The following is a 22130-nucleotide window of genomic DNA, read 5'->3' as shown; positions in this document are numbered from 1 at the left end:
CCCGCCGCGGCGGTGGCCGCGGACCGCGTGCAGGGTGGTCGTGGTGTCCATGGGGATTCCCGTCGCCGGGGCCGCAGGACGATCGGACGCACACGCGACCGCGCTGATCGACCGGTGCCTCACCATCGTCATCCCCGGATGATCCACCCGCAGGCTACGCGTCGACCATCGGGCGGACGCGCGTGGCACTGCGATACGTGGTGATGCCCACGGCCAGCAGCCAGTAGCTGAGGATCGCGCCCATCAGGGCGGTGGTGCCCCAGCCGTTCGCCGCGTAGAAGTGGGCCGGCGTGTTGCCGAAGAACAGGGACGGCACGAACGCCAGGTTGATCGCGCCCAGGACGTAGGCGGACCGGCCGACCCAGCGCGGCAGCAGCTCCGTGCGGGTGACGACGTAGCCCAGCGTGGTCAGGAAGAGCGCCAGCAGCAGGCGGGAGATCGATCCGTAGAGGATGTAGGTGCCGCTGACCGTGATGGTCGGGTCGATCGGACGGTCGGCGGCGATGACCGCGCCGGCCTCCAGACCGGAGGAGACCAGCGCGACCGACGCGTAGACCATTCCCGTGGCGAAGGCGATCGAGCCGGCCCACTCGTAGTCGGGGCGGATGCGCCTGACCAGTTCGCGGAAGGCCGTCACGAAGACGACGAGTGAGACCAGGGCGATGATGCCGAGCAGCAGCCTGGACAGTACGTTCGAGTCCGGCGGCGCGTCCGAGTAGACGAAGTACAGCGGTACTTCGACGATGAGCGCGGCGGCGGTGACGATGCCCGCGACACCCGTCAGGCGCCTGGCGAAGCTTTCGTTCATGGGTGTTCCCCCGAGGTTCGGTCGTGGATGGATGTCGGCCCTTTCGCCGACGTCATGCATCCTGCCGACCACGCGGCCCGCCGTCCCTGGGCCTGGGCCCCGGATACGCGGTGGTGCCGGCAACACCCTCAGCCGAGCGCCTTGTCCAGGTTGAACGCCGCGCTGATCAGCGCGAGATGCGTGAACGCCTGCGGGAAGTTGCCCTGTTGCTCGCCGGTGCGGCTGATCTCCTCGGCGTACAGGCCCAGATGGTTGGCGTAGGTGAGCATCTTCTCGAAGGCAAGGCGGGCCTCGTCGATGCGGCCGGCGCGGACCATGGCCTCGACGTACCAGAACGAGCAGATGGAGAAGGTGCCTTCGTCTCCGTGCAGACCGTCGGGGCTGGCCATCGGGTCGTAGCGGTAGACCAGGGAATCGGAGACGAGCTCCTGGGTCAGGGCGTCGAGGGTGGACAGCCACTTGGGGTCGGTCGGGGCGATGAACTTCGTCAGCGGCATCATCAGGACCGCCGCGTCCAGTACGTCGCTGTCCTCGTGCTGGACGAAGGCCTGCCGGGTCCGAGACCAGCCCCGCTTCATGATCCGGCGGTAGATGGTGTCCCGGCTCGCCTGCCAGCGCGGCAGATCGGCGGGCAGGCCGCGACGGCCCGCCATGCGGATGGCCCGCTCGATGGCCACCCAGCACATCAGGCGGGAGTAGAGGAAGTTCTTGCGGCCGCCCCGCGTCTCCCAGATGCCCTCGTCCGGCTGGTCCCAGTTCTCGCACACCCAGTCCACCAGCGCGCAGACGTCGTCCCACTGGTCGCTGGAGATCGGCTTGGCCCACTTGTCGTAGAGGTAGATCGAGTCGATCAGGGCGCCGTAGATGTCGAGTTGGAGCTGATCGGCGGCGGCGTTGCCGATGCGCACCGGCGCCGAGCCCTGATGTCCTTCCAGGTGGTCGAGTTCGGTCTCGGTGAGGTCGGTGCGGCCGTCGATGCCGTACATGATCTGCAGCGGGCCGGAAGGCTTGCCGTCGCCCGGACTGACGTGCCGGGTCACGAACCTCATGAACGCCTCGGCCTCTTCGGTGAAGCCGAGCCGCAGCAGCGCGTAGACGCAGAAGGCGGCGTCGCGCACCCACACGTACCGGTAGTCCCAGTTGCGCTCGCCGCCGAGCTGTTCGGGCAGACTCGTGGTCGGCGCGGCGACTATCGCGCCGGTGGGCGCGTAGGTGAGCAGCTTCAGGGTGAGGGCGGAGCGGTGCACCATCTCCCGCCAGCGGCCACGGTACTTGGAGGCGGACAGCCAGTGCCGCCAGTACGCCACCGTCGTGGCGAACTGCTCCTCCGCCTCCAGCTTCGCGCACCGCCGCGGCTCCAGGTCGCCGCCGACCTGGTCCAGTGCGAACACCGCGGTCTCGCCCTCGGACAGCTTGAAGTCGGCCCGCGCGTCCAGCCCTTCGGCCTCCAGCGGCACGGTCGCGGTGAGCGCCAGCGACAGCGCGTCGGACTCGAAGACCGCCGCCTCACCGGCCATGCGCACGGTGTGCGGCCGGGTGCCGTAGTCGAAACGGGGCGCGACCCGGGTACGGAACGGGATGGAGCCGCGCACGCACACCACCCGCCGGATCAGCCGATGCCGCTCGGCCTCCACGTCCCCGCCGTTGACCGGCATGAAGTCCTGCACCTCACCGACGCCGTCCTCGGTGAAGAAGCGGGTGATCAGGACGTTGGTGTCCGGGAAGTAGAACTGCTTCGTCTTGGCCGGCACCGCCGCCGCCAGCTCGAAGGACCCGCCGCGCTCCGCGTCCAGGATCGCCGCGAAGACGCTCGGCGCGTCGAAGGCCGGGCAGCAGTACCAGTCGATGGTGCCGTCGGTTCCGACCAGGGCCACGCTGCGCAGATCGCCGATCAGGCCGTGCTCGGCGATCGGCAGATAGCGCGCGGCGCCCCCGGACACCGCCTCGTCGCTCGCTCGTGCGCCCATCGCAGCCTCCCGCACCCCGAGACGCATCCCGGTCTCAGCCTAGGCCGATTCGATGTCGGGAGCGCGGGGATCGGACCAGGCGGTGTCAGACCGCGAGGACCTCGATCCCCGCCTCCTCGAACCGCGCCACCGTCTCCGGGCTCGCCGCCGTGTCCGTCACCAATGTGCCCACCGCCTCGGCCGCGCAGATCCGCGCGAACGCCCGCTGCCCCAGCTTGCTGGAGTCGGCCGCGACCACCACCCGCTCGGCCCGCTCGCACAGCAGCCGGTTGATCGCGGCCTCGGCCTCGTCATGGGCGGCGGCGCCGTGGGTGACATCGAAGGCGACCACGCCGAGGACCGCGACGTCGATGGTGATCTGACCGAGCACCCCGTCCGCGAGCGGTCCGATCAGCTCGTACGACTGCGGGCGCGCGACCCCGCCGGTCACCACGATCTTGAACTGGGGGCGTACGGCGAGTTCGTTGGCGATGTTGAGCGCGTTCGTCACGACGGTCAGCGCCGGGGAGCCGGCGGCGAGGTCGCTGCGGACGGCGAGGGCGCGGGCCACCTCGGTGGTGGTCGTACCGCCGGTCAGGCCGACCGCCTCGCCGGGCACGATCAGATCCGCGACCGCCTTCGCGATCCGCTGCTTCTCGGAGGCGTGCCGAGCCGTCTTGTAGCGCAACGGCAGCTCGTACGACACCCCGTGCACGACCGCGCCGCCCCGGGTGCGCACCAGCATCTGCTGCTCGGCGAGCTGGTCGAAGTCGCGCCGGATCGTGGCGGACGAAACCTCCAGATCGGCGGCCGCCTCCTCGACATCCAGCCGGCCGCGCTCGACGAGCAGCTCCAGCAGCGCCTTCCAGCGTGCGTCCCGCGACATGCCCGGCCTCCGTTCCTCGATCTCCGGCGACCTTAGCGCACCTCACCTGAGCTCGAATGCTTGATTGTGCTCGAAAACTCGCTATATCTTGCAAGAACAATCACGACAGGGGAGGGGTGCGTCATGACGCACGTCGAGGACGAGCTGACCAGTCAGCCCGAGTGCTGGATACGAGCCGCCGCCGAGGCACCGCGGCACCGCGAGTTCCTGCCGGCGCCGGGGGAGCGGATCGCGATCGTGGGATGCGGCACCTCGTACTTCATGGCGCAGGCCGCCGCCGCGCTGCGCGAGGGTGCGGGCCGGGGTGAGACGGACGCCTTCGCCGCATCAGAGTTCCCGTACGGCCGCTCGTACGACCGTGTCCTCGCCCTCACCCGCTCCGGCACCACCACCGAAGTCCTGGAACTCCTCGGTGAGTTGAGGGGCAGCACGCGGACGACCGCCATCACCGCGGACCCCCGCACCCCCGTCATGGAGGCGACGGACGACGTCATCGTGCTCGACTTCGCGGACGAACAGTCCGTCGTCCAGACCCGGTTCGCCACCACCGCGCTCACCCTGCTCCGCGCCCATCTGGGCCTGCACACCGAAGCCGTGGTCGCCGACGCCCGCACCGCGCTCGCCACTGCGCTGCCCGAAGGGCTCGTCGACTGCACGCAGTTCACCTTCCTCGGCCGGGGCTGGACGGTGGGTCTGGCCAACGAGGCCGGACTGAAGATGCGCGAGGCCTCGCTCGCCTGGACCGAGGCCTACCCGGCGATGGAGTACCGGCACGGCCCCATCAGCATCACTACCCACGGCACCGCCACCTGGATGCTCGGCGAGGCACCCGAGGGACTGGCCGAACAGGTCCGCGCCACGGGCGGGTTGTGGATCGCGGGCGACCTCGATCCGCTCGCCGAACTGGTCCGCGCCCAGTGCCTCGCGGTCGCCGTCGCAGCGGCCCGCGACCTCGACCCGGACCGGCCCCGCCACCTCACCCGCTCGGTGATCCTCGCCCCCTGAACCTCAGGAGAAGCCGTGTCTCTCGTCACGACCGCCGAGCTCGTCACCCACGCCGCCGCCACCCACTCCGCCGTCCCGTCCTTCAACATCATCACGCTGGAACACGTCGAGGCCGTCATCGCCGGCGCCGAGACAGTTCAGGCCCCCGTGGTCCTCCAAGTCAGCGAGAACGCCGTCAAGTTCCGCTACGGACGCCTCCTCCCGCTCGCCCGCGCCGCCGTCGCCGCCGCCGAACGCGCCGCCGTCCCCGTCGCGTTGCACCTCGACCACGTCCAGAGCGACGACCTGCTGCGGCAGGCCTCGGACGCCGGTTTCAGCTCCGTCATGTACGACGCGGCCCGGCTGCCCTACCGGGAGAACCTCGCCGCGACCCGGGCGGCCGCGGACTGGGCGCATGCCCAAGGCCTCTGGATCGAGGCCGAGTTGGGCCAGGTCGGCGGCAAGGCGGGGCAGCCCCCGCTCGACGCCCACGCCCCCGGAGCCCGCACCGATCCCGCCCAGGCCCGTGCCTTCGTCACGGACTCCGGCGTGGACGCCCTGGCCGTCGCCATCGGCAGCACGCACGCCATGACGACCCGCACCGCGACCCTCGACCACGGCCTCCTCAAACGCCTGGCCGCCACCCTGGACGTCCCTCTCGTCCTGCACGGCTCCTCGGGCGTACCGGACGACGAACTGGTCGCGGCGGTCGCGGGCGGCATCGCCAAGGTGAACGTCGGCACCGCCCTCAACATCGCCATGACGGGCGCGATCCGCGAGTTCCTGGCGGCCCATCCCGAAGCGGTCGACTCCCGCGCGTACCTGAGCGTGGGGCGGGAAGCGATGGTGCGGGCGGTGACCGGAATCATCCGGACGCTCACCCGCCCCTGATCACCTCTTGACGGCCTTCAGCACCACGAACTTCGGGTCGCTCGCGACCAGTTGACTGTTGCCGAACAGCCGCCGCAGCTTCACGTGGTAGCCGAGGTGCCGGTTGCCGACGACCCACAGCTCACCGCCGGGCCGCAGCACCCGCTTCGCCCCGGTGAACATCCGCCACGCCGTCTCATCCGTCATCGCCTGGTGCGCATGGAACGGCGGATTGGTGAGCACGAGGTCGACACTCCCGGCCGGCACTCCGGCCAGCCCGTCCCCCACCCGGAACTCGGCATGCCCCGGTACCCCGTTGGCCTTGTACGTGGCCTCAGCCGAGGCCACGGCCTGGAACGACTCGTCCACGAACAGCACCTCGGCGGCGGGATCGGCAACCGCCACCGCCGTACCGACGACCCCGTTGCCGCACCCCAGGTCCACCACCCGCCGAGCTCCACGCCCGCCCGGCAGATGCCGCAGGAAGAACCGTGTGCCGATGTCGAGCCGGTCGGCGCAGAACACGCCCGCGTGATTGACGACCGTGCGCCCCGAGACCGGCCCGATGCCCTCGGGCAGCGCATAGCTGTACGGCCATGGATTGGCGGGCCGCTCCAGCGCCGGATCCGGCGTGCAGAAGATCAGCCGCGCCTTCTTCACCGCGAGCGAGGTGCGGGTCGGCCCGAGAATCCGCTCGAACAGCTCCAGCGTCGAGGTATGGATCTCCTTCACCATCCCCGCCCCGACGACGACGGTCCCCTCATGCACCGCCGGCGCCAGCCGCGACAGCTGGTCCTCCAGCAACGCGAGGCTCTTCGGCACCCGCACCAACAGCACGTCGACCCGCTCCGGCGGCGCGTCCTGCGTGGTCAGCAGCCTCACGGCACCGGTCTCGACGCCGTTGCGCCCAAGGTTGCCCTTGGTGGCCTCCTGCGCCAGGAACGAGTCGGTGATCTGCACGGGCCGGTGCTCGGCCAACGCGGTGACCAGGGCGCCCCACCGGTCCCCGACGACCACGACCGAACCCGACAACGGCACCTTCTCCTCGGCCAGATGCCCGAGCAGATACGCGTCGGAGGCGTCCCAGGCACGCAGCCGCTCACGCGGGTCCTCGGGGAAACGGGCGAGCTCCAGCTCACCCCACGGCGTCGTCATACGGTCGTCCATCGTGCGTCAAGGCTAGCGGAGCGCCAGCTCAGGGCCGGTCGGCGGCCCGGGACCTTCGCGGACATCGCCGAGTTCGGGAGGCCACCCGGCGACCGCATCGACGATGCATGGATCAGGATGGCGTGTATGGACGCCGAGCTGTTCCCGAGGACCCGGACGGAAGTCTCTCCCGGCGCGGTGCACGTGGCGGACTGGCTCGACATGGACCGGCAGCGCGCGCTCGTGGAAGCCTGCCGCGACTGGGCCCGACCCCCGGCCGGTCTGCGCACCGTCCGTACACCCGGCGGTGGCACGATGACCGCTCGGCAGGTGTGTCTGGGGTGGCACTGGTATCCGTATGCCTACGCCCGCACGGTCGTCGACGGCGACGGGGCGCCGGTGAAGCCGTTCCCGGGGTGGCTGGACGAGCTGGGGCGGCGGGCGGTCGGTGAGGCGCTGGGGGCGCCTGCATCCTCGTACGACATCGCACTGATCAATTTCTATGACGGCGACGCCCGCATGGGCATGCATCGTGACGGCGACGAGAAGGCGGACGCGCCGGTGGTGTCGCTGAGTCTCGGGGACAGCTGTGTCTTCCGTTTCGGGAACACCGAGAGCCGTGCCAAGCCCTACACGGACGTGGAACTGCGCAGTGGTGATCTGTTCGTGTTCGGTGGGCCGTCCCGGCTCGCCTACCACGGGGTGCCGCGGGTGTACCCGGGCACCGCCCCACCGGAGTTGGGGCTGTCCGGACGTCTGAACATCACGCTTCGGATCAGTGGGCTGTAGCTCGACGGGACAGCGGATCATGGGAGACTCGCCCTCATGAGCGGCAACGCGGACCCCCGGCCGGCGGGGGAAGGGACCACCTCGAGGACGCGGTTGGACCGGGGGCGCGGCGCGCTCGGGCCCGCGTTGGAGCTCGTCCACACCGGACGGGCGCCCACCCGCGCCGTGCTCACCGCCGAGCTGGGGGTCACCCGGGCGACGGCCGGTGCGGTCGCCGCCGAGCTGGAGGCACTGGGGCTGATCCGGGTCGACGCCCGGCCGGGCGCGGCGGCCGGTTCGCAGGGCAGACCCTCGCACCGGCTGGCGGTCGCCGACGACGGCCCCGTGGTCCTGGCCGCGCAGGTGCACGCCGACGGGTTCCGGGCCGCGCTGGTCGGCCTGGGCGGCCGGATCGTCGCCACCGCACCCGGTTGCGAGACCGTCGACGCCGACCCGGCCAAGGTCCTCGGCTCGGTCGTCGAGGCGGGCGCCGAACTGCTGCGCTCGACGGGACGGCGCTGCGTCGGCGCCGGGCTCGCCGTACCGTCCGCGGTCGCCGAACCCGACGGCCTCGCCCTCAACCCCCTGCACCTGGCCTGGCCCGCCGGCGCGCCCGTCCGCCGTATCTTCGCGGAGTGCGTACGCGCGGCCGGGATCACCGGACCCGCCTTCGCGGGCAACGACGTCAATCTCGCCGCCCTCGCCGAGCACCGGCATGGCGCGGGCCGCGGTGCCCGGGATCTGCTGTGCGTGGCGACCGGGCACCGGGGAGTCGGCGGCGCGCTGGTCCTCGACGGCCGCCTGCACACGGGCAGTGCGGGACTCGCCCTCGAAGTCGGCCACCTCACCGTCAACCCCGAGGGCCGCCCCTGCCACTGCGGCAGCCGCGGCTGCCTCGACGTCGAGGCCGACCCGCTCGCCTTCCTCACGGCCGCCGGACGCGACCCCGGCCCCGAGGTCTCACTCCTCCAGCAGGCCATCGACCTGATCCGCAACCACTACGACGACCCGTCCATCCGCACGGCCACCGAGGCCCTGATCGACCGCCTCGGCCTCGGCCTCGCGGGCCTGGTCAACATCCTCAACCCCGACCGCATCATCCTCGGCGGCCTGCACCGCACCCTCCTCGACGCCGACCCCGAGCGCCTGCGCGCCGTCGTCGCCGATCGCAGTCTGTGGGGCCAGAGCGGGGGAGTGCCCATCCTGGCCTGCACCCTCGACCACAACAGCCTGGTAGGAGCGGCGGAACTGGCCTGGCAGCCGGTACTGGACGATCCCTTGGGGGCGCTCACCCGGTGAGCAGGCCCGCCGGAGGGACCCGTGGCCAAGAACCCACCCGAGCCGTTGCATCACCTGATCCATGGGCCGGTGGGGCTCGTCGTGCGCAGCTCGTCACACTCGCCGCGGGCCGCAGCGCGGTCGCCGAGTCGACGAACGTCACCCCACTGGCGCGCGCACGGTTGTCACCCTGACAAGGCGTTTCGACGCCCCGGTGACCGTGCTGCGCTTCCCCCGCGAGATCGGCGACCTCCTGCGCCGGCACGGCGAACGCGGGCGCTCGGACGTCACGGCGGCCGAGGTCCGTGCCTACGCCGAGATCATGATGCGGGACGGCAGAGGGCGCAGCAGCCGTCCACGACGTCCCCGGACGCCGACAGGGGGTCACACCCGCCGAGGCCGCCGCACGTTTTCCTTCCGGTGATCCGACAGCGGACCGCGAACCATCGGTATCTCGTTCGGGAGAGCCTGTGCGCCGCTGCGTTAGGCTCGCCGCATGCGGATCTCCGTCTCCTCCGACATGGACGAACCCGTGGCCCGCTCGCTCGTCGCCGAGCTGCGCGCCCGCGGCCACGAGGTCGCACCCCACGGCGCCCTGCGCCCCGGCGACGACCCCCAGTGGGCCGTCTGCTCGGAGGCCGCGGCCCGCGAGGTCGCCGCCGGATCGGCGGACCAGGCGGTCGTGTGCTGCTGGACCGGCACGGGCGCGTCCATCGCCGCGAACAAGGTGCCGGGCGTACGGGCCGCCCTGTGCACGGACTCCTACACGGCGGACGGCGCCCGCCGCTGGAACGACGCCAACGTGCTGGCGCTCAGCCTCCGTCTGACCTCCGAGCCGCTGCTGAAGGAGATCCTCGACGCCTGGTTCGCCGCCGAGGCCAGCGAGGACGCCGAGGACCGGGGCAACGTGGCCCGCGTCGAGGGCCTCGACCTCGGCAGGACCGCCACCTGACCCGCCGGCCTGCCCGACTCACCGGCACAGGCTCCACAACGCCGCCATCAGGGGCCGCCGCAGATCCGCGCGCCGCACACACAGCCCGATCGTGAAGGGCTCCGGCGCCGGATCGGCGGGAACCACCGCCAGCCGGTCCCGCACCGCGCTGTGTTCCAGTACGAGGCGGGGAACCACGCCCGTGCCACAGCCCAGGGCGACCAGAGTCGACAGCGCTTCGTGGCCGTCCGGTTCGCAGACCACCTCGGGTGTCGTACCCCGGGCCCGGAACCAGCGGTCGGCGGCCTCGCGGACCAGGCCCCGGTGGGGGAGGACGAACGGTCCGTCGAGCCCGGGGTCCGGGCGCTCCCGTGCCGTGACCAGGACCAGCTCGGTCACCGCCACCGTACGGCTGACCAGCGGCTCCGGCAGCCGCGCCGGGATGCCCGCCACCGCCGCGTCGACCTCCCCCTCGTCCAGCCGGGCCAGCGCGGCCGCCGCGTCACCGGTGCGCAGGTCGAGGCGGACTTGAGGGTGGGCGGTACGGAAGGGGGCCAACAGGTCGGGCAGCAGCGCCTGGCAGGCGGTCACCGTCGCGAACAGCGCCAGACGGCCGGCCAGTTGGGCGGGGTCAGGATGCTCCTCCCGATAGGAGCGCCACAACTCCAGCGCCTGGACGGCGTATTCACGGTACCGGTGTCCCTCCGCCGTCAGCGACACCCCGCGCGGACCGCGCTCGAACAGGCGGTGCCCGAGATCCGCCTCCAGCCGCTGCACCGTGCGCGTGAGCGTCGCCGGGCTGACATGACAGTCGAGACTCGTCCGCCCGAAGTTCAGGGTCTGCGCCAGATGGAGAAAGAGCCGCAGCTCCCGATGATCGTCGCGCACCCTTTCACCTGGACCTTTCATTTCACGCAACACACCGCTGCATATGTTGCGCTTGCCGCAACGCTCTGTCGGAGCCTACAACTCGACCATGACCTCGACGACGAGCACCACGTATACCTCCCGTGTCTTCTCCCTCGAGACCATGGACGTGCCCGGCGGCACGGAGACCATCCTGCGCGGTGGTCGGCACCTCTTCCCGCTGCTGCCGCAGGCCTTCGACGGCGTGCGCCGCATCGGCGTGCTCGGCTGGGGCCCGCAGGGCCGCGCCCAGGCCCTCAACCTGCGGGACTCCCTGGCCGGCACGGACATCAGGGTGACCGTCGGCCTCCGCCCCGGGTCCACGTCGGTGCCCGACGCCCGGGCCCACGGCTTCACCGAGGAGGACGGCACGCTCGGCGACTGGCTCGCCGTCGCCGCCGACAGCGACCTGCTGATCCTGCTGATCGCGGACGCCGCCCTCGCCGCCCACCACCAGGAGATCTTCGCCGTCCTCAAGCCCGGCGCGGTCATCGGCCTGTCGCACGGCTTCCTGCTCGGCCATCTCCGGGAGACCGGCGGCGGGTTCCCGCCCGGACACGGAGTGATCGCCGTCTGTCCCAAGGGCATGGGCGACTCCGTGCGCCGCCTGTACCAGCAGGGCGAGGAGATCAACGGCGCCGGGATCAACAGCAGTTACGCCGTCCACGCCGACCCCGACGGCCGCGCGACCGACCTCGCGCTCGGCTGGTCGGTCGCGCTCGGGTCGCCGTACACCTTCCGCACCACCCTCGACAGCGAGTACCTCTCCGACATCGTCGGCGAACGCGCCATCCTGCTCGGCGCGGTCCACGGCATCGTCGAGAGCCTGTACACCCGCTTCCGCCTCGCCGGGGACGACGAGGTGACGGCCTACGAGCGGTCCTGCGAGACCATCACCGGCCCGATCGCCCGCACCGTCTCGCACACCGGCCTGCGCGCGGTGCGGGAGAGCCTGGACACGGCCGGTCGGGAGATCTTCGACCGCGCCTACACGGCCACCTACGCGCCCGCCCGCGAAATCGTCGCCGAGATCTACGACGAGGTCGCCGACGGCACCGAACTGCGCAGCGTGATCCTCGCCGAACGGCGCCTGGGCAGCCGCCCGATGAGCGGGATCGGGGGCTCGCCGATGTGGGAGGTGAGCGCCCGGGCGCACGCGCGCCGCGGCGAACACGACGTGCCTGTCGACCCGTTCACGGCCGGCGTGTTCGTCGCCACCATGACCGCCCAGATCGACGAGTTCACCGAGCGCGGCCACCCCTGGTCGGAGATCGTCAACGAATCGGTCATCGAAGCGGTCGACTCGCTGCTTCCCTACATGCACGCGCGCAACGTCGCCCACATGGTCGACAACTGCTCCCGTACGGCCCGCCTGGGTGCCCGCCGCTGGGGCCCGCGCTTCCAGGCGGCGTACGAGCAGATCGCCTACCCGGCCGCCGAACGCCCCGCGGACGAAGCCCTGTTGACGGCCTTCGACACGCACCCCGTGCACGAGGCCCTGTCGGCGGCCGCGAAACTGCGCCCGTCCGTGGACATCTCGGTGGCCTAGGCCCGTTGTCAGTGGCGGCGGATAGCCTGCGCGCATGATCGAGACGAAAGACGACGACCGCAGCTTTCCGCCCGCCCTGGCGGACGTGGCCCGGGTGGAGTTCGACTACGACGACGGCGAGGGCGTCGACTTCGAGCCGTACGACGCCTTCGACTCGGCCGAGGAGACCACCGACTGGCTGCGCCACTGGACCGGCAACCACGACCTCGACGGTGACGCCTACCGGGTCTTCGGCCAGGACGGCACCGGCGGTCTCGTCGCCCTCTGGCGCGTGCGGCCGGGGCGGCCGCTCGCCGACCAGCCCGTGGTGTTCCTGGGCTCGGAGGGCGAGCGCGGAGTGGTGGCGGCGAACCTGTCGGACTTCCTCTGGGTACTGGCCGCCGGGCTGGGCCCGCTGGAGGTCGTGGAGTTCGGGCAGCGCGAGGCCCACCCGAACCCGGCCCTCACCGAACTCGCCGAGCGCCACGCCACCACCCCCCGCCGACCCGCCGAAGAGATCATCGACGAGGCACAGGCCGAGTTCCCGACCTTCTCCGACGACATCGACGCACTCTGCCGCTGAGCGCGTCGGACGGACCGGGACTCGACGTACACGATCCCGCGACAGAGGGCATACCGACGGCTCTCCCTCCCGCTCAGCGCCACTCCACGGCGAACGCCCGGCCGGGGTTCTCCGTGAGGATGCGGTCGATCAGGTCCTCGCCCAGCTCCTGCGCCAGTCGGGGCCGCATCTTGCGCAGCAGATACGGCATGCCGGGCCCGCCGTCGACCGACCGGGACCCGGCGACCACCGTGTCCCCGCCCAGCAGCAGCCGATGCCCGAATCCGGCCTCGGCCAGCGCGCGTACGGCGTCCGGCATGCGCCAGTCGGTGGCGTGGTGGGCGAGTGAGGGGCCGTCGAAGGCGAGGTAGGCGCCGGATCGGGCGGCCTGGCGCTGGACCACCAGGTCCGGGGAGCGGTTGAGGTGGCCGAGGATCACCCGGTGCGGCTCCACTCCCAGCCGGCCGCACAGCAGGTCGAGCACGTCCAGCGCACCGGTGCCCATCTCCAGGTGGACGGCGATGGCCGCGCCCGTTGCGTGATGGGCCTCGGCCGCCGCGGTCATGGTCCAGCGGGCGTGCGCGTCCAGGGCGTGGAAGCCGCCCGCCACCTTGATGAGCCCGGCCCGGACGCCGGACGTGCCGATGCTCTCCGTCAGCTCCGAGACGAACACCTCGGCGAGCCTGCCCCGCAGCCTCTCCACCAACTCCGCGTCGTAGTGCGCCGCTTGGTGCAGCCCCGTCGCACAGACCAGATGCACCCCACAGGACCGGGACAGGTCGGGCAGGTCGGCGGCCCGCCGGCCCATGCCGTACGGCGTCCACTGCACGACACTCCCGCCGCCCACCGCACGGAACGCGGCCAGCTCCGCCCGCGCGGCCGCCCCGTCGTTCAGCTCCTGACCGGGCAACCGGGCGCTACGGAGGAAGAGATGATCGTGCGCGTCGCACACCCCCAGCTCCTCCGGACGCACATCGCCCAGCACCGTACGGACCGAACTCACCACTGCCGCCCCCGCGGCAGCGCACCCCGCCCCGGCGCCGACATGTGCAGCACCTCGAACACGTCACCCTCCGCCTTCGGCTCCGTGTGCTCCCAGAGCGAGAAGTGGACCAGCTCCCAACGGCTCGAATCCACCGCGGCCGCCGCGAGCACGGCCCCGTCCGCCCCGGCCAGCCGCCTGACCTCACCCGCGGCCTCCGCCATGACGTCGGCCAACTCGACTCCCTCCGGCACGAGTTGACGCCTGCGCACCGCCACCCGCGCCGGGGAGCCGACGGCGTCACCGTCCTCGTACGCCAGACCGGTCCACTGCCGCACCGCCGGCCGCCCGAAGTCGTCGCTGAGCCCCTGGAAGGCGCCTCCCCACAGGAAGCGGTTCATGGCCTCCACGGTGTTCCACAGGTAGAACGGCGCGTACTGGTTGACCGGCGAGCCGTTCACCCCGCGCTCACGCAGCAGATACGTCTTGATTCCCAGCCCCTCCCAGTCGTCCAGCAGATGACCGATGCGAGCGACGCGGGCGCGGACGACGCCCGTGTCGTAGTCGGCCGGGAGGGTCAACTCGTACTGCATGGCGTGCATCTGATGACTCCTCAGGTGAGGTGGGTGTCCGGACCGACGGGTGTGCCCCACTCCGTGGTGGTGCCGTCCGCCGCGGCCTCCACGACCGCGAGACGCGTCATGAACCGCCCTCCAGGACGTGCAGCACCTGGCCGTGCGGATGCCGGTGCCAGGCGGTGTGCGCGCCGGGTGCGAAGTGGACGTTGAACCCACGCAGCCGGGACGGGGCCGCGGGCGCGGCTGTCTCGTCCAGCCGCACCGAACCGGTGAAGTTCTCCGTAGGCCCCTGCCGGGTGTCGGGACGCTTCCTGGTGAGGTGCACGTGCGCGTACTCCTATCGCGGGGCGAGCAGGGAGAGCAGTCCTCGGACGCCGACGTCGAAGGCGGCGGGGGAGCCGGAGGCGCGCGCCAGCACATAGCCGCCCTGCACGGTCGCGAGGACGGTCGCCGCGATCTCCTCGCCGTCCAGCGTGGACGCGAACTGGCCTAGCTCCTTGCCCTCCTCGACGATCCCGGCGATCCGCTCGCAGATCGCGTCCAGCGTCTCGGCGACCGGCGCACGCAGTTCGTCACTGGCGATCACGTCCGGATCCATCGTCAACCGCCCCACCGGACAGCCGCGCAGCACATCGCGCTCACGCAGCAGATACGCCTCGATGCGCTCGTACGGCGTCCCCGGCCCGCCGAGTACTCCCTCGGCGGTGGCCCGCAACTCCTCGGCCGTCCGCCGGATCGCGGCCAGCGCGAGGTCCGGCTTCCCCTTGAAGTGGTGGTACATGCTGCCCTGCCCGGCGCCCGCGCGCTCCAGGATCGCCTTGGGGCTGGTGCCCACGTACCCGCGCTCCCACAGCAGCTCACGGGTGGACTCGATCAGTCGGTCCGAAGTGCTCATGCACGAACTGTACATACTAGTAGTTACAGAAGTCGAGGTGTTTCGGAACCCTGGGCGGAGCAGCACAGAACGGCTCTTGTACTCCCCGGGAGGTACACGTACTGCCGCTGGCCGTACGACGACCCGGACCCCTCCCCGGAGCCAGTCTCGAGTCATCGGAACAAGCCCCACCCCGGACAGACCACCTCAGGGAGATGAACCGACATGCAGACCCTCGCAGACTGGCACGGCGGCCCCGGCCCGTGGATCCTCTTCTTCCCGCTGATCTGGGCGGCCGTCGTGCTCGGCGTCGTCACCGTTCTGCGCCGCACCGCCTGGCGCGGCCGGCGCGGACCGTGGCGGGCCATGGACGACCCCCGCCCGTCCGGCGACTCGCCCCTCGCCGTGCTCGGCCGCCGCTTCGCCTCCGGCGAGATCGACGAGGACGAGTACTGGCGCCGGCTGTCGGTCCTGGACGAGCAGTTCGGCCGCACGAAGGGCGGTGCGGCGTGACGACCGCGACCACCACCCGCACGGCCGCCCGGGTCGTCGACGCGGTCAAGGTCTACGGCCGCGGCGACACCGAGGTGAGGGCCCTGGACGGGGTGAGCGTCGACTTCCCGGCCGGCCGCTTCACCGCGATCATGGGGCCCTCGGGCTCCGGCAAGTCCACCCTGATGCACTGCGCGGCCGGCCTCGACACCCTCACCTCCGGCGCCGCCCACATCGGCGACACCGACCTCGGCGGCCTCGACGACCGCCGCCTCACCCTGCTGCGCCGCGACCACGTCGGCTTCGTCTTCCAGGCCTTCAACCTGGTCCCGACGCTCACCGTCGCCGAGAACATCACCTTGCCCCTGGACCTCGCGGGCGGCAGGGGCTACACAGGCTGGATCGACGCACTGATCGACGTCGTGGGCCTGCGCGACCGCCTCCACCACCGCCCCTCCGAACTCTCCGGCGGTCAGCAGCAACGCGTCGCCGTGGCAAGGGCGTTCGCGGGGCAGCCCGACGTGGTCTTCGCCGACGAACCCACCGGCAATCTCGACTCCCGCGCCGGCGAGGAGGTCCTCGGCCTCCTCGGCCGTGCCGTTCGCCGGACCGCCCGCACGGTCGTCATGGTCACCCATGACCCGGTGGCCGCCGCCCACGCCGACGAGGTCGTCTTCCTCGCCGACGGGCGCCTGGTCGACCGTATGGAATCCCCGACCGCCGACAAGGTCCTGGACCGCATGAAAGCCTTCGAGGTGCCGTCATGACCGCCGCCGTACGTCTGAGCGTGTCCGCGCTGCGCGCCCACAAACGCCGCTTCGCCGGGACGTTCCTCGCCGTCTTCCTGGGCGTCGCGTTCCTGGCCGGCACCCTCGTCATGGGCGACACACTGCGCGCCGGCTTCGCCACGATGTTCGGCAACGCGACGAGCGGCACGGACGCCGTCGTCCGCAGCACCGACACGATCACCACACCGGGCGAGAGCCAGGGCGTACGTCAACCGGTGCCCACGACCCTGGTCGGCACCCTCGACAAGGTGCCGGGCGTCGCGGCCGCCGAGCCCGACATCGAGGGCGCCGGTCAACTCGTCGGCAAGAACGGCAAGGCCATCGGCGGCCAGGGACCGCCCACCCTCGCCGGCAACTGGATCACCGATCCCGAGCTCAATCCGTACCGACTCGCCGAAGGCCGCGCCCCGGAGAAGTCCGGCGAGGTGGTCATCAACCGAGGCACCGCCGATAAGGGCCATCTCAAGATCGGCGACACCACCACTCTCCGTACCCCCGACCCCGTCAGGGTGACGATCGTCGGCCTCGCGACCTTCGGCGGCGAGGACGGCATGGCGCAGGTGACCTTCACCGGCATGACCCGCGCCGACGCCGAGAAGTACCTCACCGCCCGCCCCGGCGAGGCGGCGAGCATCAAGGTACGGGCAGGCCCCGGCATCAGCGAGAAGGAACTCGTGGACCGTCTGACTCCCGCCCTCCCCAAGGGAGTCGAGGCCATCACCGGTCAGAAGTCGGCCCAGGAGAACACGGACATGATCTCCAGCCAGTTCCTGACCCTCTTCACCACCTTCCTCCTTGTCTTCTCCGGCATAGCCCTCCTCGTCGCAACCTTCTCCATCCACAACACGTTCGCGATCGTCGTCGCCCAACGCACCCGTGAGAACGCCCTGTTGCGAGCTCTGGGCGCCTCCCGCCGCCAGGTCACCGCGACCACCCTCACCGAGGCCACGGCCGTGGCCGTCACGGCCTCCGCGGCCGGCCTGGCAGGCGGCATCGGTATGGCGGCCGGCCTTCAGGCACTCTTCCCGGCGATCGGATTCCCCTTCCCCGACGGCGACTTGGTCGTGAGCACCCTCTCCATGGTCCTCCCGCTCGCCGTCGGCATCCTGGTCTGCCTGGGCTCCGCCCTCCTCCCCGCGGTACGCGCAGGGCGCACCGCCCCCCTGGCCGCCCTGCGTGAAACCGCCGTCGACACCTCCGGCGCCTCCCGCACCCGCGCGGTCACCGGCATGGGTCTGGCAGCCCTCGCCGTGGCGTCAACGCTCGGCGGCGTCCTGGTCTCACCTTCCCTGTGGATGGCGGGACTTGGCGCGGTACTCGCCCTGGCGGCCTTCGTCGTCCTCGGCCCGGTCGCCTCGTCCACCGCCGTACGCATCCTCGGCGGCCCCCTCGACAAACTCCGCGGAGTCACCGGCTCTCTGGCCCGTCGCAACGCCCTCCGCAGCCCCAAGCGCACTGCGGCCACCGCGAGCGCCCTGATGATAGGCGTTGCCGTCGTATCCCTGTTCACGGTGTTCGCGGCCTCCCTCAAGGCGACCATGGACCAGACGGTCTCCCGGTCCTTCGCGGGCGACGTGGCCATCAGCACCCCGTCCTTCGGCGCGGGCGGCAGCGGCCTCAGCCCCCGCCTCGCAGGTGCGGTCCAGAAGCTCCCCGAGGTCGACACGGCCGTGGGCCTCGGCCGTGGAGTGGCCGAAGTGAACGGCAGGGGAAGGGCGTTGACGGTCACCGATCCCACAGCCCTCGCCCGCACCTTCGACCTGGGCAAGGTCCAAGGGTCCCTCCGCGACCTCGGCAGCGACGGCATGGCCATCACCAGGTCGGAAGCCGCGAAACAACATCTCACCACCCACGACACGGCCCAACTCACCTTCGCCGACGGCAGGAAGCAGACGTTCACGGTCCGTGCGGTCTATGGCCGGTCCGAACTCGCCGGCGACTACGTGATCACCCGAGCGGCCTGGGCCCCCCACCGCACCCAGGACTCCGACACCCTGGTCGCCGTCACCTTCAAGGACGGTGTGAGCACGGCCGCGGGCAAGTCGGCGGTGAAGAAGGTCGCGGCCCACTACGGCAACCCAGCGGTCCAGACCCGAGCCGAATACGCACAGTCATCCGCCGGAGGCATCGACATGATGCTGACGCTGGTCTACGCGCTCCTCGCGCTGGCGGTGCTCATCGCCCTCCTCGGCATCGCCAACACCCTCTCCCTGGCGATCCACGAACGCACCCGTGAACTGGGCCTGTTGCGCGCCGTCGGCCAGACGCGCTCCCAACTGCGGGCGATGGTCCGCTGGGAGTCGATCCTGGTGGCCGCCTTCGGCACGGTCGGCGGCCTCGCCCTGGGCACCTTCCTCGGCTGGGTCCTGGTCAAGGCCTCGGACGGCGCCGGCGAGAGCACCTTCGCCTTCGCGCTCCCGCCCCTGCAACTCGTCATCGTGACCCTGGTGGGCCTCACGGCAGGCGCCCTGGCGGGCCTGCGCCCGGCACGCCGAGCGGCCCGCCTGGACGTCCTGCGCGCCATAGCCACCGACTGAGGCGCCCGCTGAGGCGATCGACCCGCCCGAAGGGTGAGGGCATCACAGTCCATCACCGCGACGACAGCCGACCACCCCGCGACAACATCTCGTCACCGCCCGGTCAACCAGCGACGGCCGACCGGGCGGGAGCATGTCCGGACCGATGGACGTCGACAACGTGCTCGGCGTCGATGAACCGACGCACCGGTTTCTCGGCCGCGTGACGCGGTGTCCGGCCGGGCGTCGCGACCGATGTCACGGAGGTCGGCAGGGTGAACCACACGACCTTCCCCGAATCCCCCTCCGCCCGCACCCCCCAGCTCTCGCTGACCGCGGCCACCATGGCGAGCCCGCGCCCGCTGGTGGCGGAGGGTTCCACGTCCCGCACCTCGGGGAGGCGGGGGTCGTGGTCGTGCACGGAGACCGTGAGCCGGTCCAGCAGGACCTCGATCTCCACGGTGCACTGTTTGTCCGGCTGGGCATGCCGGTGGACGTTGGTGAGCAACTCGGTCACGCCGAGTGCGGCCCGGTCTATCAGGGGATCCAGATGCCAGTAGCGCAACTGCGCTGAAAGGATTCTGCGGACCTGGCCGATCCGCGACGGCAGGGCTTGGAGCTCCACCGTGCAGTGCCTGATTGGGTGACTGATCACGGCTGCGACTCCCCGACTTGAGGTCCGGAAGAACACGGAGTTCGGATCCGGCAGTGGACCGGTGAGAATTCGATCGGCTGCCGTCGTGCCCGGCGGGCTGGTTCGCAGCGTTGTCGCCGGTAAACCCAGAGTGACGTGAGACCAGCGTGGCGCAGGGGACAGCATCCCGCAACTCGCGGTGAACGGGTAGTAGCCCTGCGTCATCCGGTCGCGCTCATCAGCCCCCGCGCCCAGCCGCCCTCCGCACGGCCTCGATGAACCGCCGTGCCGCGGGTGGCCCCGGCTCGCCCGGCGCCGGGTCGTGCTCGCCCAACGTCAGCGTGTACCGCTTGCCGTTGAGGTCCGCGAGCGCCCGGTCCTCGGCCGCGAACCACGGCTTGGAGGCACGCACCGCCTGCACCGGCGCGCTGTCGATCTCGCTGCCGTAGCTGGTGAGCAGTTGCAGTCTGCCGTCGCTGATGCGGACCTGCCCGGCCCGGGTGAGTGAACGCAGTCGTTTCCCGATCCGCACGCCCGTCGCCTTGAACTCAGGCTCCGCCATGCCGCCCGCCCCCTCGTACGCGTCCCGTGCGCCGGCCCGCTCCTGCGTGGATCCAGAGTCGGCACATGTCATGATCCAGTGTGCGCCCCCGTTCGGTGCAGTCTGCCCGCAGCCGACGTCGAGCACCAGTACGCACGGCGCGCTGTCACCGGGCGCCCGGAGCACTCGCACGAATGCGCCCCCATGTTCGCCCGCACTTCGGCCCCAGGCTGTGCTTTGAGGTGCTCAAAGTGGTGTTTATGCAGGTGAGGAGTGTGCGGAAGGTGTCTATGATCGGTGCGTCGGCAGCGCGACACGCCGTCGGCGCGAAGACTGAGGAGCATCGACGTGCGTACCACCCAGCAGCCCCGGACCGGCGAGACCCTCGACGTCGATCACAGTGACACCGCCTATCGCGGCTGGCTGAAAGAAGCCGTCCGCAAGGTCCAGGCCGACGCCAACCGCTCGGCCGACACGCACCTGCTCCGCTTCCCGCTGCCCGAGAAATGGGGCATCGACCTGTACCTCAAGGACGAGTCGACCCACCCGACCGGCAGCCTGAAGCACCGGCTCGCCCGCTCGCTCTTCCTCTACGGTCTGTGCAACGGCTGGATTCGGCCGGGCCGCCCGGTGATCGAGGCGTCCAGTGGCTCGACGGCCGTCTCCGAGGCGTACTTCGCGAAGCTGATCGGGGTGCCGTTCATCGCCGTCATGCCGCGCACGACGAGCGCCGAGAAGTGCCGTCTCATCGAGTTCCACGGCGGGCAGTGCCATTTCGTGGACGACTCGCGGAAGATGTACGAGGAGTCGGCCCGCCTCGCGGCGGAGACCGGCGGCCACTACATGGACCAGTTCACCTACGCCGAACGGGCCACTGACTGGCGTGGGAACAACAACATCGCCGAGTCCATCTTCCGTCAGCTGGAATTGGAGCGGTTCCCGGAGCCCGCGTGGATCGTCGCGACGGCCGGCACCGGCGGCACCTCCGCGACCCTCGCCCGCTACGTCCACTACACCCAGCGCGACACCCGTATCTGTGTCGCCGATCCGGACAACTCCTGTTTCTTCGAGGGCTGGACCACCGGCGATCCGGACGTCACCTACGACTGCGGCTCCCGCATCGAGGGCATCGGGCGTCCCCGTATGGAACCGAGCTTCGTGCCCGGCGCGATCGACCGCATGATGAAGGTCCCCGACGCGGCGAGCGTCGCCGCCGTACGGGCCCTGGAGCGGGCCATCGGCCGCAAGGCGGGCGGTTCGACGGGCACCGGTCTGTGGAGCGCGCTGAAGATCGTCGCCGAGATGGTGGCCGAGGGGCGGCGGGGGAGCGTGGTGACGCTGCTGTGCGACCCGGGCGACCGTTATCTCGACAAGTACTATTCGGACGCGTGGCTGGCCGAGCAGGGCCTGGACATCGCGCCGTACGCGGCGGCGATCGACACGCTGCTGGAGACGGGCGTCTGGCCGGGCTGAGCGGCGTGAGTCGGCCGGCCGCATGTCACCGGGCTGATCCGGCCGGGCTTCGTCCCACCGGGCCGACCGCGCCTGGCTTCATGAAGCCGCGTTGACGCCCACGTCGGCCCTACGCCTGCCCCTGCCGCGCCAGCCGCCGGTCCAACTCGGTCACCGCGTCCCTGAAGGCCCGCCCCAGTCCCGCGCGCCCCGCCTTCACCGCGAGCCGGAACAGCGCCGTCCCGTCCGCGCCGAAGGTCCACTGCACGCGCGTGCCGGTCCCGGCCGGGACCAGCCGCCACTCCTCGGCGAGCGCGCGGGCGCCCGGCGCGTTGGTGACGTCGACCCGGTAGGCGTAGACCTCCGCCTCCTTCGCCGCGATGACGGTCTCCCGGAAGCGCCCGCCGCCGACGAGCCGGATGTCGCGTCCGGCTCCGTCGTCGATCGGCCGTGCGTGCTTCACGGCCGCGAACCACTCCGCCCAGCCCGGCACGTCGTCGTTGAGGGCGTGAAAGACCGCCTCGGGCGACGCGGAGAGCTCCTGGGCGAAGACCAGACGTACGGGAGCGGTGTCGACGAAGTCGAGCCCGACGGGACGCAGACGGTGGGCCATGGACGTGAACCCCCTTGGCGGAGAAGGGTGGTTGACCGGGGCAACGT

Annotated in this window: 22 protein-coding genes and 1 pseudogene; 11 read left to right on the top strand and 12 right to left on the bottom strand. The window is 71.3% G+C overall.

Features of this window, described 5'->3' with window-relative positions:
- Nucleotides 1–154: 154 nt before the first annotated feature.
- The 3 genes from ACWC09_RS01635 to ACWC09_RS01625 form a co-directional block, all read right to left on the bottom strand.
- Entirely contained in the window at nucleotides 155–808 is a 654-nt protein-coding gene (locus tag ACWC09_RS01635) for a hypothetical protein (protein WP_450847410.1), read from the bottom strand.
- Nucleotides 809–936: 128 nt separating this feature from the next.
- Complete coding sequence (locus tag ACWC09_RS01630) at nucleotides 937–2775, bottom strand: glycoside hydrolase family 15 protein (RefSeq protein ID WP_450847408.1); 1839 nt, start codon at nucleotides 2773–2775, stop codon at nucleotides 937–939.
- An 85-nt stretch (nucleotides 2776–2860) separates the two neighbouring features.
- Nucleotides 2861–3640: a DeoR/GlpR family DNA-binding transcription regulator gene (locus tag ACWC09_RS01625; protein ID WP_450847406.1), complete on the bottom strand. Its 780-nt coding sequence runs from the start codon at nucleotides 3638–3640 to the stop codon at nucleotides 2861–2863.
- Nucleotides 3641–3763: 123 nt separating this feature from the next.
- Here ACWC09_RS01625 and ACWC09_RS01620 point away from each other — a divergent pair, with 123 nt between their 5' ends.
- Entirely contained in the window at nucleotides 3764–4645 is an 882-nt protein-coding gene (locus tag ACWC09_RS01620; protein WP_450847405.1) for an SIS domain-containing protein, read from the top strand.
- 15 nt (nucleotides 4646–4660) lie between these two features.
- Nucleotides 4661–5515, top strand: a complete 855-nt coding sequence (locus ACWC09_RS01615; RefSeq protein ID WP_450847403.1) for a class II fructose-bisphosphate aldolase — start codon at nucleotides 4661–4663, stop codon at nucleotides 5513–5515.
- On the opposite strand, the gene ACWC09_RS01610 is transcribed toward ACWC09_RS01615, so the two are convergent.
- Entirely contained in the window at nucleotides 5516–6649 is a 1134-nt protein-coding gene (locus tag ACWC09_RS01610) for a methyltransferase (protein ID WP_450847401.1), read from the bottom strand.
- A 138-nt stretch (nucleotides 6650–6787) separates the two neighbouring features.
- On the opposite strand from ACWC09_RS01610, the gene ACWC09_RS01605 reads away from it, so the two are divergent.
- The 3 genes from ACWC09_RS01605 to ACWC09_RS01595 all read left to right on the top strand — a co-directional run bounded on the left by ACWC09_RS01605 (nucleotide 6788) and on the right by ACWC09_RS01595 (nucleotide 9638).
- Complete coding sequence (locus ACWC09_RS01605; RefSeq protein WP_450847399.1) at nucleotides 6788–7429, top strand: alpha-ketoglutarate-dependent dioxygenase AlkB family protein; 642 nt, start codon at nucleotides 6788–6790, stop codon at nucleotides 7427–7429.
- 36 nt (nucleotides 7430–7465) lie between these two features.
- Nucleotides 7466–8707 carry an ROK family protein gene (locus ACWC09_RS01600; protein ID WP_450847397.1) on the top strand — a complete coding sequence of 414 codons (1242 nt, stop codon included), beginning with the start codon at nucleotides 7466–7468 and terminating at the stop codon, nucleotides 8705–8707.
- A gap of 475 nt (nucleotides 8708–9182) precedes the next feature.
- The gene (locus ACWC09_RS01595; protein ID WP_450847395.1) at nucleotides 9183–9638 is read left to right on the top strand and encodes an RpiB/LacA/LacB family sugar-phosphate isomerase; all 456 of its coding nucleotides are present in this window, start codon (nucleotides 9183–9185) and stop codon (nucleotides 9636–9638) included.
- 18 nt (nucleotides 9639–9656) lie between these two features.
- On the opposite strand, the gene ilvY is transcribed toward ACWC09_RS01595, so the two are convergent.
- A complete protein-coding gene (ilvY, locus tag ACWC09_RS01590; protein ID WP_450847393.1) occupies nucleotides 9657–10505 on the bottom strand; it encodes an HTH-type transcriptional activator IlvY in 849 nt (282 codons plus the stop codon).
- 88 nt (nucleotides 10506–10593) lie between these two features.
- On the opposite strand from ilvY, the gene ACWC09_RS01585 reads away from it, so the two are divergent.
- Together ACWC09_RS01585 and ACWC09_RS01580 are read left to right on the top strand one after the other, a co-directional pair.
- Nucleotides 10594–12072, top strand: coding sequence for a ketol-acid reductoisomerase (locus ACWC09_RS01585; protein ID WP_450847392.1), 1479 nt, complete (start codon nucleotides 10594–10596; stop codon nucleotides 12070–12072).
- A 34-nt stretch (nucleotides 12073–12106) separates the two neighbouring features.
- Nucleotides 12107–12634: an SMI1/KNR4 family protein gene (locus ACWC09_RS01580; RefSeq protein WP_450847390.1), complete on the top strand. Its 528-nt coding sequence runs from the start codon at nucleotides 12107–12109 to the stop codon at nucleotides 12632–12634.
- A 73-nt stretch (nucleotides 12635–12707) separates the two neighbouring features.
- Here ACWC09_RS01580 and ACWC09_RS01575 read toward each other — a convergent pair whose 3' ends face one another.
- The 4 genes and pseudogenes from ACWC09_RS01575 to ACWC09_RS01560 all read right to left on the bottom strand — a co-directional run bounded on the left by ACWC09_RS01575 (nucleotide 12708) and on the right by ACWC09_RS01560 (nucleotide 15068).
- Nucleotides 12708–13616, bottom strand: a complete 909-nt coding sequence (locus ACWC09_RS01575) for a phosphotriesterase family protein (RefSeq protein WP_450847388.1) — start codon at nucleotides 13614–13616, stop codon at nucleotides 12708–12710.
- Nucleotides 13613–14197: a DUF4865 family protein gene (locus ACWC09_RS01570; RefSeq protein WP_450847386.1), complete on the bottom strand. Its 585-nt coding sequence runs from the start codon at nucleotides 14195–14197 to the stop codon at nucleotides 13613–13615. The genes ACWC09_RS01575 and ACWC09_RS01570 overlap by 4 nt, the downstream gene beginning before the upstream one ends.
- A gap of 11 nt (nucleotides 14198–14208) precedes the next feature.
- Nucleotides 14209–14498, bottom strand: a pseudogene (locus ACWC09_RS01565) ((R)-mandelonitrile lyase).
- Nucleotides 14499–14510: 12 nt separating this feature from the next.
- Entirely contained in the window at nucleotides 14511–15068 is a 558-nt protein-coding gene (locus ACWC09_RS01560) for a TetR/AcrR family transcriptional regulator (protein WP_450847384.1), read from the bottom strand.
- 204 nt (nucleotides 15069–15272) lie between these two features.
- Between ACWC09_RS01560 and ACWC09_RS01555 the strand changes: the two genes are divergently transcribed.
- From ACWC09_RS01555 to ACWC09_RS01545, 3 genes are read left to right on the top strand one after another with little or no spacing between them, the layout of a single operon-like run.
- Complete coding sequence (locus ACWC09_RS01555; protein ID WP_450847383.1) at nucleotides 15273–15560, top strand: SHOCT domain-containing protein; 288 nt, start codon at nucleotides 15273–15275, stop codon at nucleotides 15558–15560.
- Nucleotides 15557–16306 (top strand): ABC transporter ATP-binding protein, encoded by a 750-nt coding sequence (locus ACWC09_RS01550; protein WP_450847381.1) that lies wholly within the window; start codon nucleotides 15557–15559, stop codon nucleotides 16304–16306. Before ACWC09_RS01555 ends, ACWC09_RS01550 begins: the two co-directional genes overlap by 4 nt.
- Nucleotides 16303–18864 (top strand): ABC transporter permease, encoded by a 2562-nt coding sequence (locus ACWC09_RS01545; protein ID WP_450847379.1) that lies wholly within the window; start codon nucleotides 16303–16305, stop codon nucleotides 18862–18864. The genes ACWC09_RS01550 and ACWC09_RS01545 overlap by 4 nt, the downstream gene beginning before the upstream one ends.
- 103 nt (nucleotides 18865–18967) lie before the next feature.
- On the opposite strand, the gene ACWC09_RS01540 is transcribed toward ACWC09_RS01545, so the two are convergent.
- The gene (locus ACWC09_RS01540; RefSeq protein ID WP_450847377.1) at nucleotides 18968–19498 is read right to left on the bottom strand and encodes an ATP-binding protein; all 531 of its coding nucleotides are present in this window, start codon (nucleotides 19496–19498) and stop codon (nucleotides 18968–18970) included.
- 217 nt (nucleotides 19499–19715) lie between these two features.
- Nucleotides 19716–20039 (bottom strand): hypothetical protein, encoded by a 324-nt coding sequence (locus ACWC09_RS01535; RefSeq protein ID WP_356348449.1) that lies wholly within the window; start codon nucleotides 20037–20039, stop codon nucleotides 19716–19718.
- Between the two features lie 327 nt (nucleotides 20040–20366).
- Here ACWC09_RS01535 and ACWC09_RS01530 point away from each other — a divergent pair, with 327 nt between their 5' ends.
- On the top strand, nucleotides 20367–21491 hold the full coding sequence (locus ACWC09_RS01530) for a PLP-dependent cysteine synthase family protein (RefSeq protein ID WP_450847375.1): 1125 nt from the start codon (nucleotides 20367–20369) through the stop codon (nucleotides 21489–21491).
- Between the two features lie 109 nt (nucleotides 21492–21600).
- Here the strand turns inward: ACWC09_RS01530 and ACWC09_RS01525 are convergent, their stop codons facing one another.
- Nucleotides 21601–22083 (bottom strand): SRPBCC family protein, encoded by a 483-nt coding sequence (locus ACWC09_RS01525; protein ID WP_450847373.1) that lies wholly within the window; start codon nucleotides 22081–22083, stop codon nucleotides 21601–21603.
- Between the last annotated feature and the right edge of the window lie 47 nt (nucleotides 22084–22130).

It is taken from the genome of Streptomyces sp. NPDC001617, assembly GCF_053596855.1.
The sequence above is the reverse complement of the archived record's forward strand: the minus strand, read 5'-3'. Positions and strand labels throughout refer to the sequence as shown.

Excerpts from the sequence above, each read along its gene's own strand:
- ACWC09_RS01555 (WP_450847383.1), top strand. The coding sequence starts at position 15,273 with ATGCAGACCCTCGCAGACTGGCACGGCGGCCCCGGCCCGTGGATCCTC.
- ACWC09_RS01545 (WP_450847379.1), top strand. The coding sequence starts at position 16,303 with ATGACCGCCGCCGTACGTCTGAGCGTGTCCGCGCTGCGCGCCCACAAA.
- ACWC09_RS01610 (WP_450847401.1), bottom strand. The coding sequence starts at position 6,649 with ATGACGACGCCGTGGGGTGAGCTGGAGCTCGCCCGTTTCCCCGAGGAC.
- ACWC09_RS01605 (WP_450847399.1), top strand. The coding sequence starts at position 6,788 with ATGGACGCCGAGCTGTTCCCGAGGACCCGGACGGAAGTCTCTCCCGGC.
- ACWC09_RS01620 (WP_450847405.1), top strand. The coding sequence starts at position 3,764 with ATGACGCACGTCGAGGACGAGCTGACCAGTCAGCCCGAGTGCTGGATA.
- ACWC09_RS01525 (WP_450847373.1), bottom strand. The coding sequence starts at position 22,083 with ATGGCCCACCGTCTGCGTCCCGTCGGGCTCGACTTCGTCGACACCGCT.
- ACWC09_RS01625 (WP_450847406.1), bottom strand. The coding sequence starts at position 3,640 with ATGTCGCGGGACGCACGCTGGAAGGCGCTGCTGGAGCTGCTCGTCGAG.
- ACWC09_RS01595 (WP_450847395.1), top strand. The coding sequence starts at position 9,183 with ATGCGGATCTCCGTCTCCTCCGACATGGACGAACCCGTGGCCCGCTCG.
- ACWC09_RS01600 (WP_450847397.1), top strand. The coding sequence starts at position 7,466 with ATGAGCGGCAACGCGGACCCCCGGCCGGCGGGGGAAGGGACCACCTCG.
- ACWC09_RS01560 (WP_450847384.1), bottom strand. The coding sequence starts at position 15,068 with ATGAGCACTTCGGACCGACTGATCGAGTCCACCCGTGAGCTGCTGTGG.
- ACWC09_RS01585 (WP_450847392.1), top strand. The coding sequence starts at position 10,594 with ATGACCTCGACGACGAGCACCACGTATACCTCCCGTGTCTTCTCCCTC.
- ACWC09_RS01570 (WP_450847386.1), bottom strand. The coding sequence starts at position 14,197 with ATGCACGCCATGCAGTACGAGTTGACCCTCCCGGCCGACTACGACACG.
- ACWC09_RS01635 (WP_450847410.1), bottom strand. The coding sequence starts at position 808 with ATGAACGAAAGCTTCGCCAGGCGCCTGACGGGTGTCGCGGGCATCGTC.
- ACWC09_RS01580 (WP_450847390.1), top strand. The coding sequence starts at position 12,107 with ATGATCGAGACGAAAGACGACGACCGCAGCTTTCCGCCCGCCCTGGCG.
- ACWC09_RS01535 (WP_356348449.1), bottom strand. The coding sequence starts at position 20,039 with ATGGCGGAGCCTGAGTTCAAGGCGACGGGCGTGCGGATCGGGAAACGA.
- ACWC09_RS01630 (WP_450847408.1), bottom strand. The coding sequence starts at position 2,775 with ATGGGCGCACGAGCGAGCGACGAGGCGGTGTCCGGGGGCGCCGCGCGC.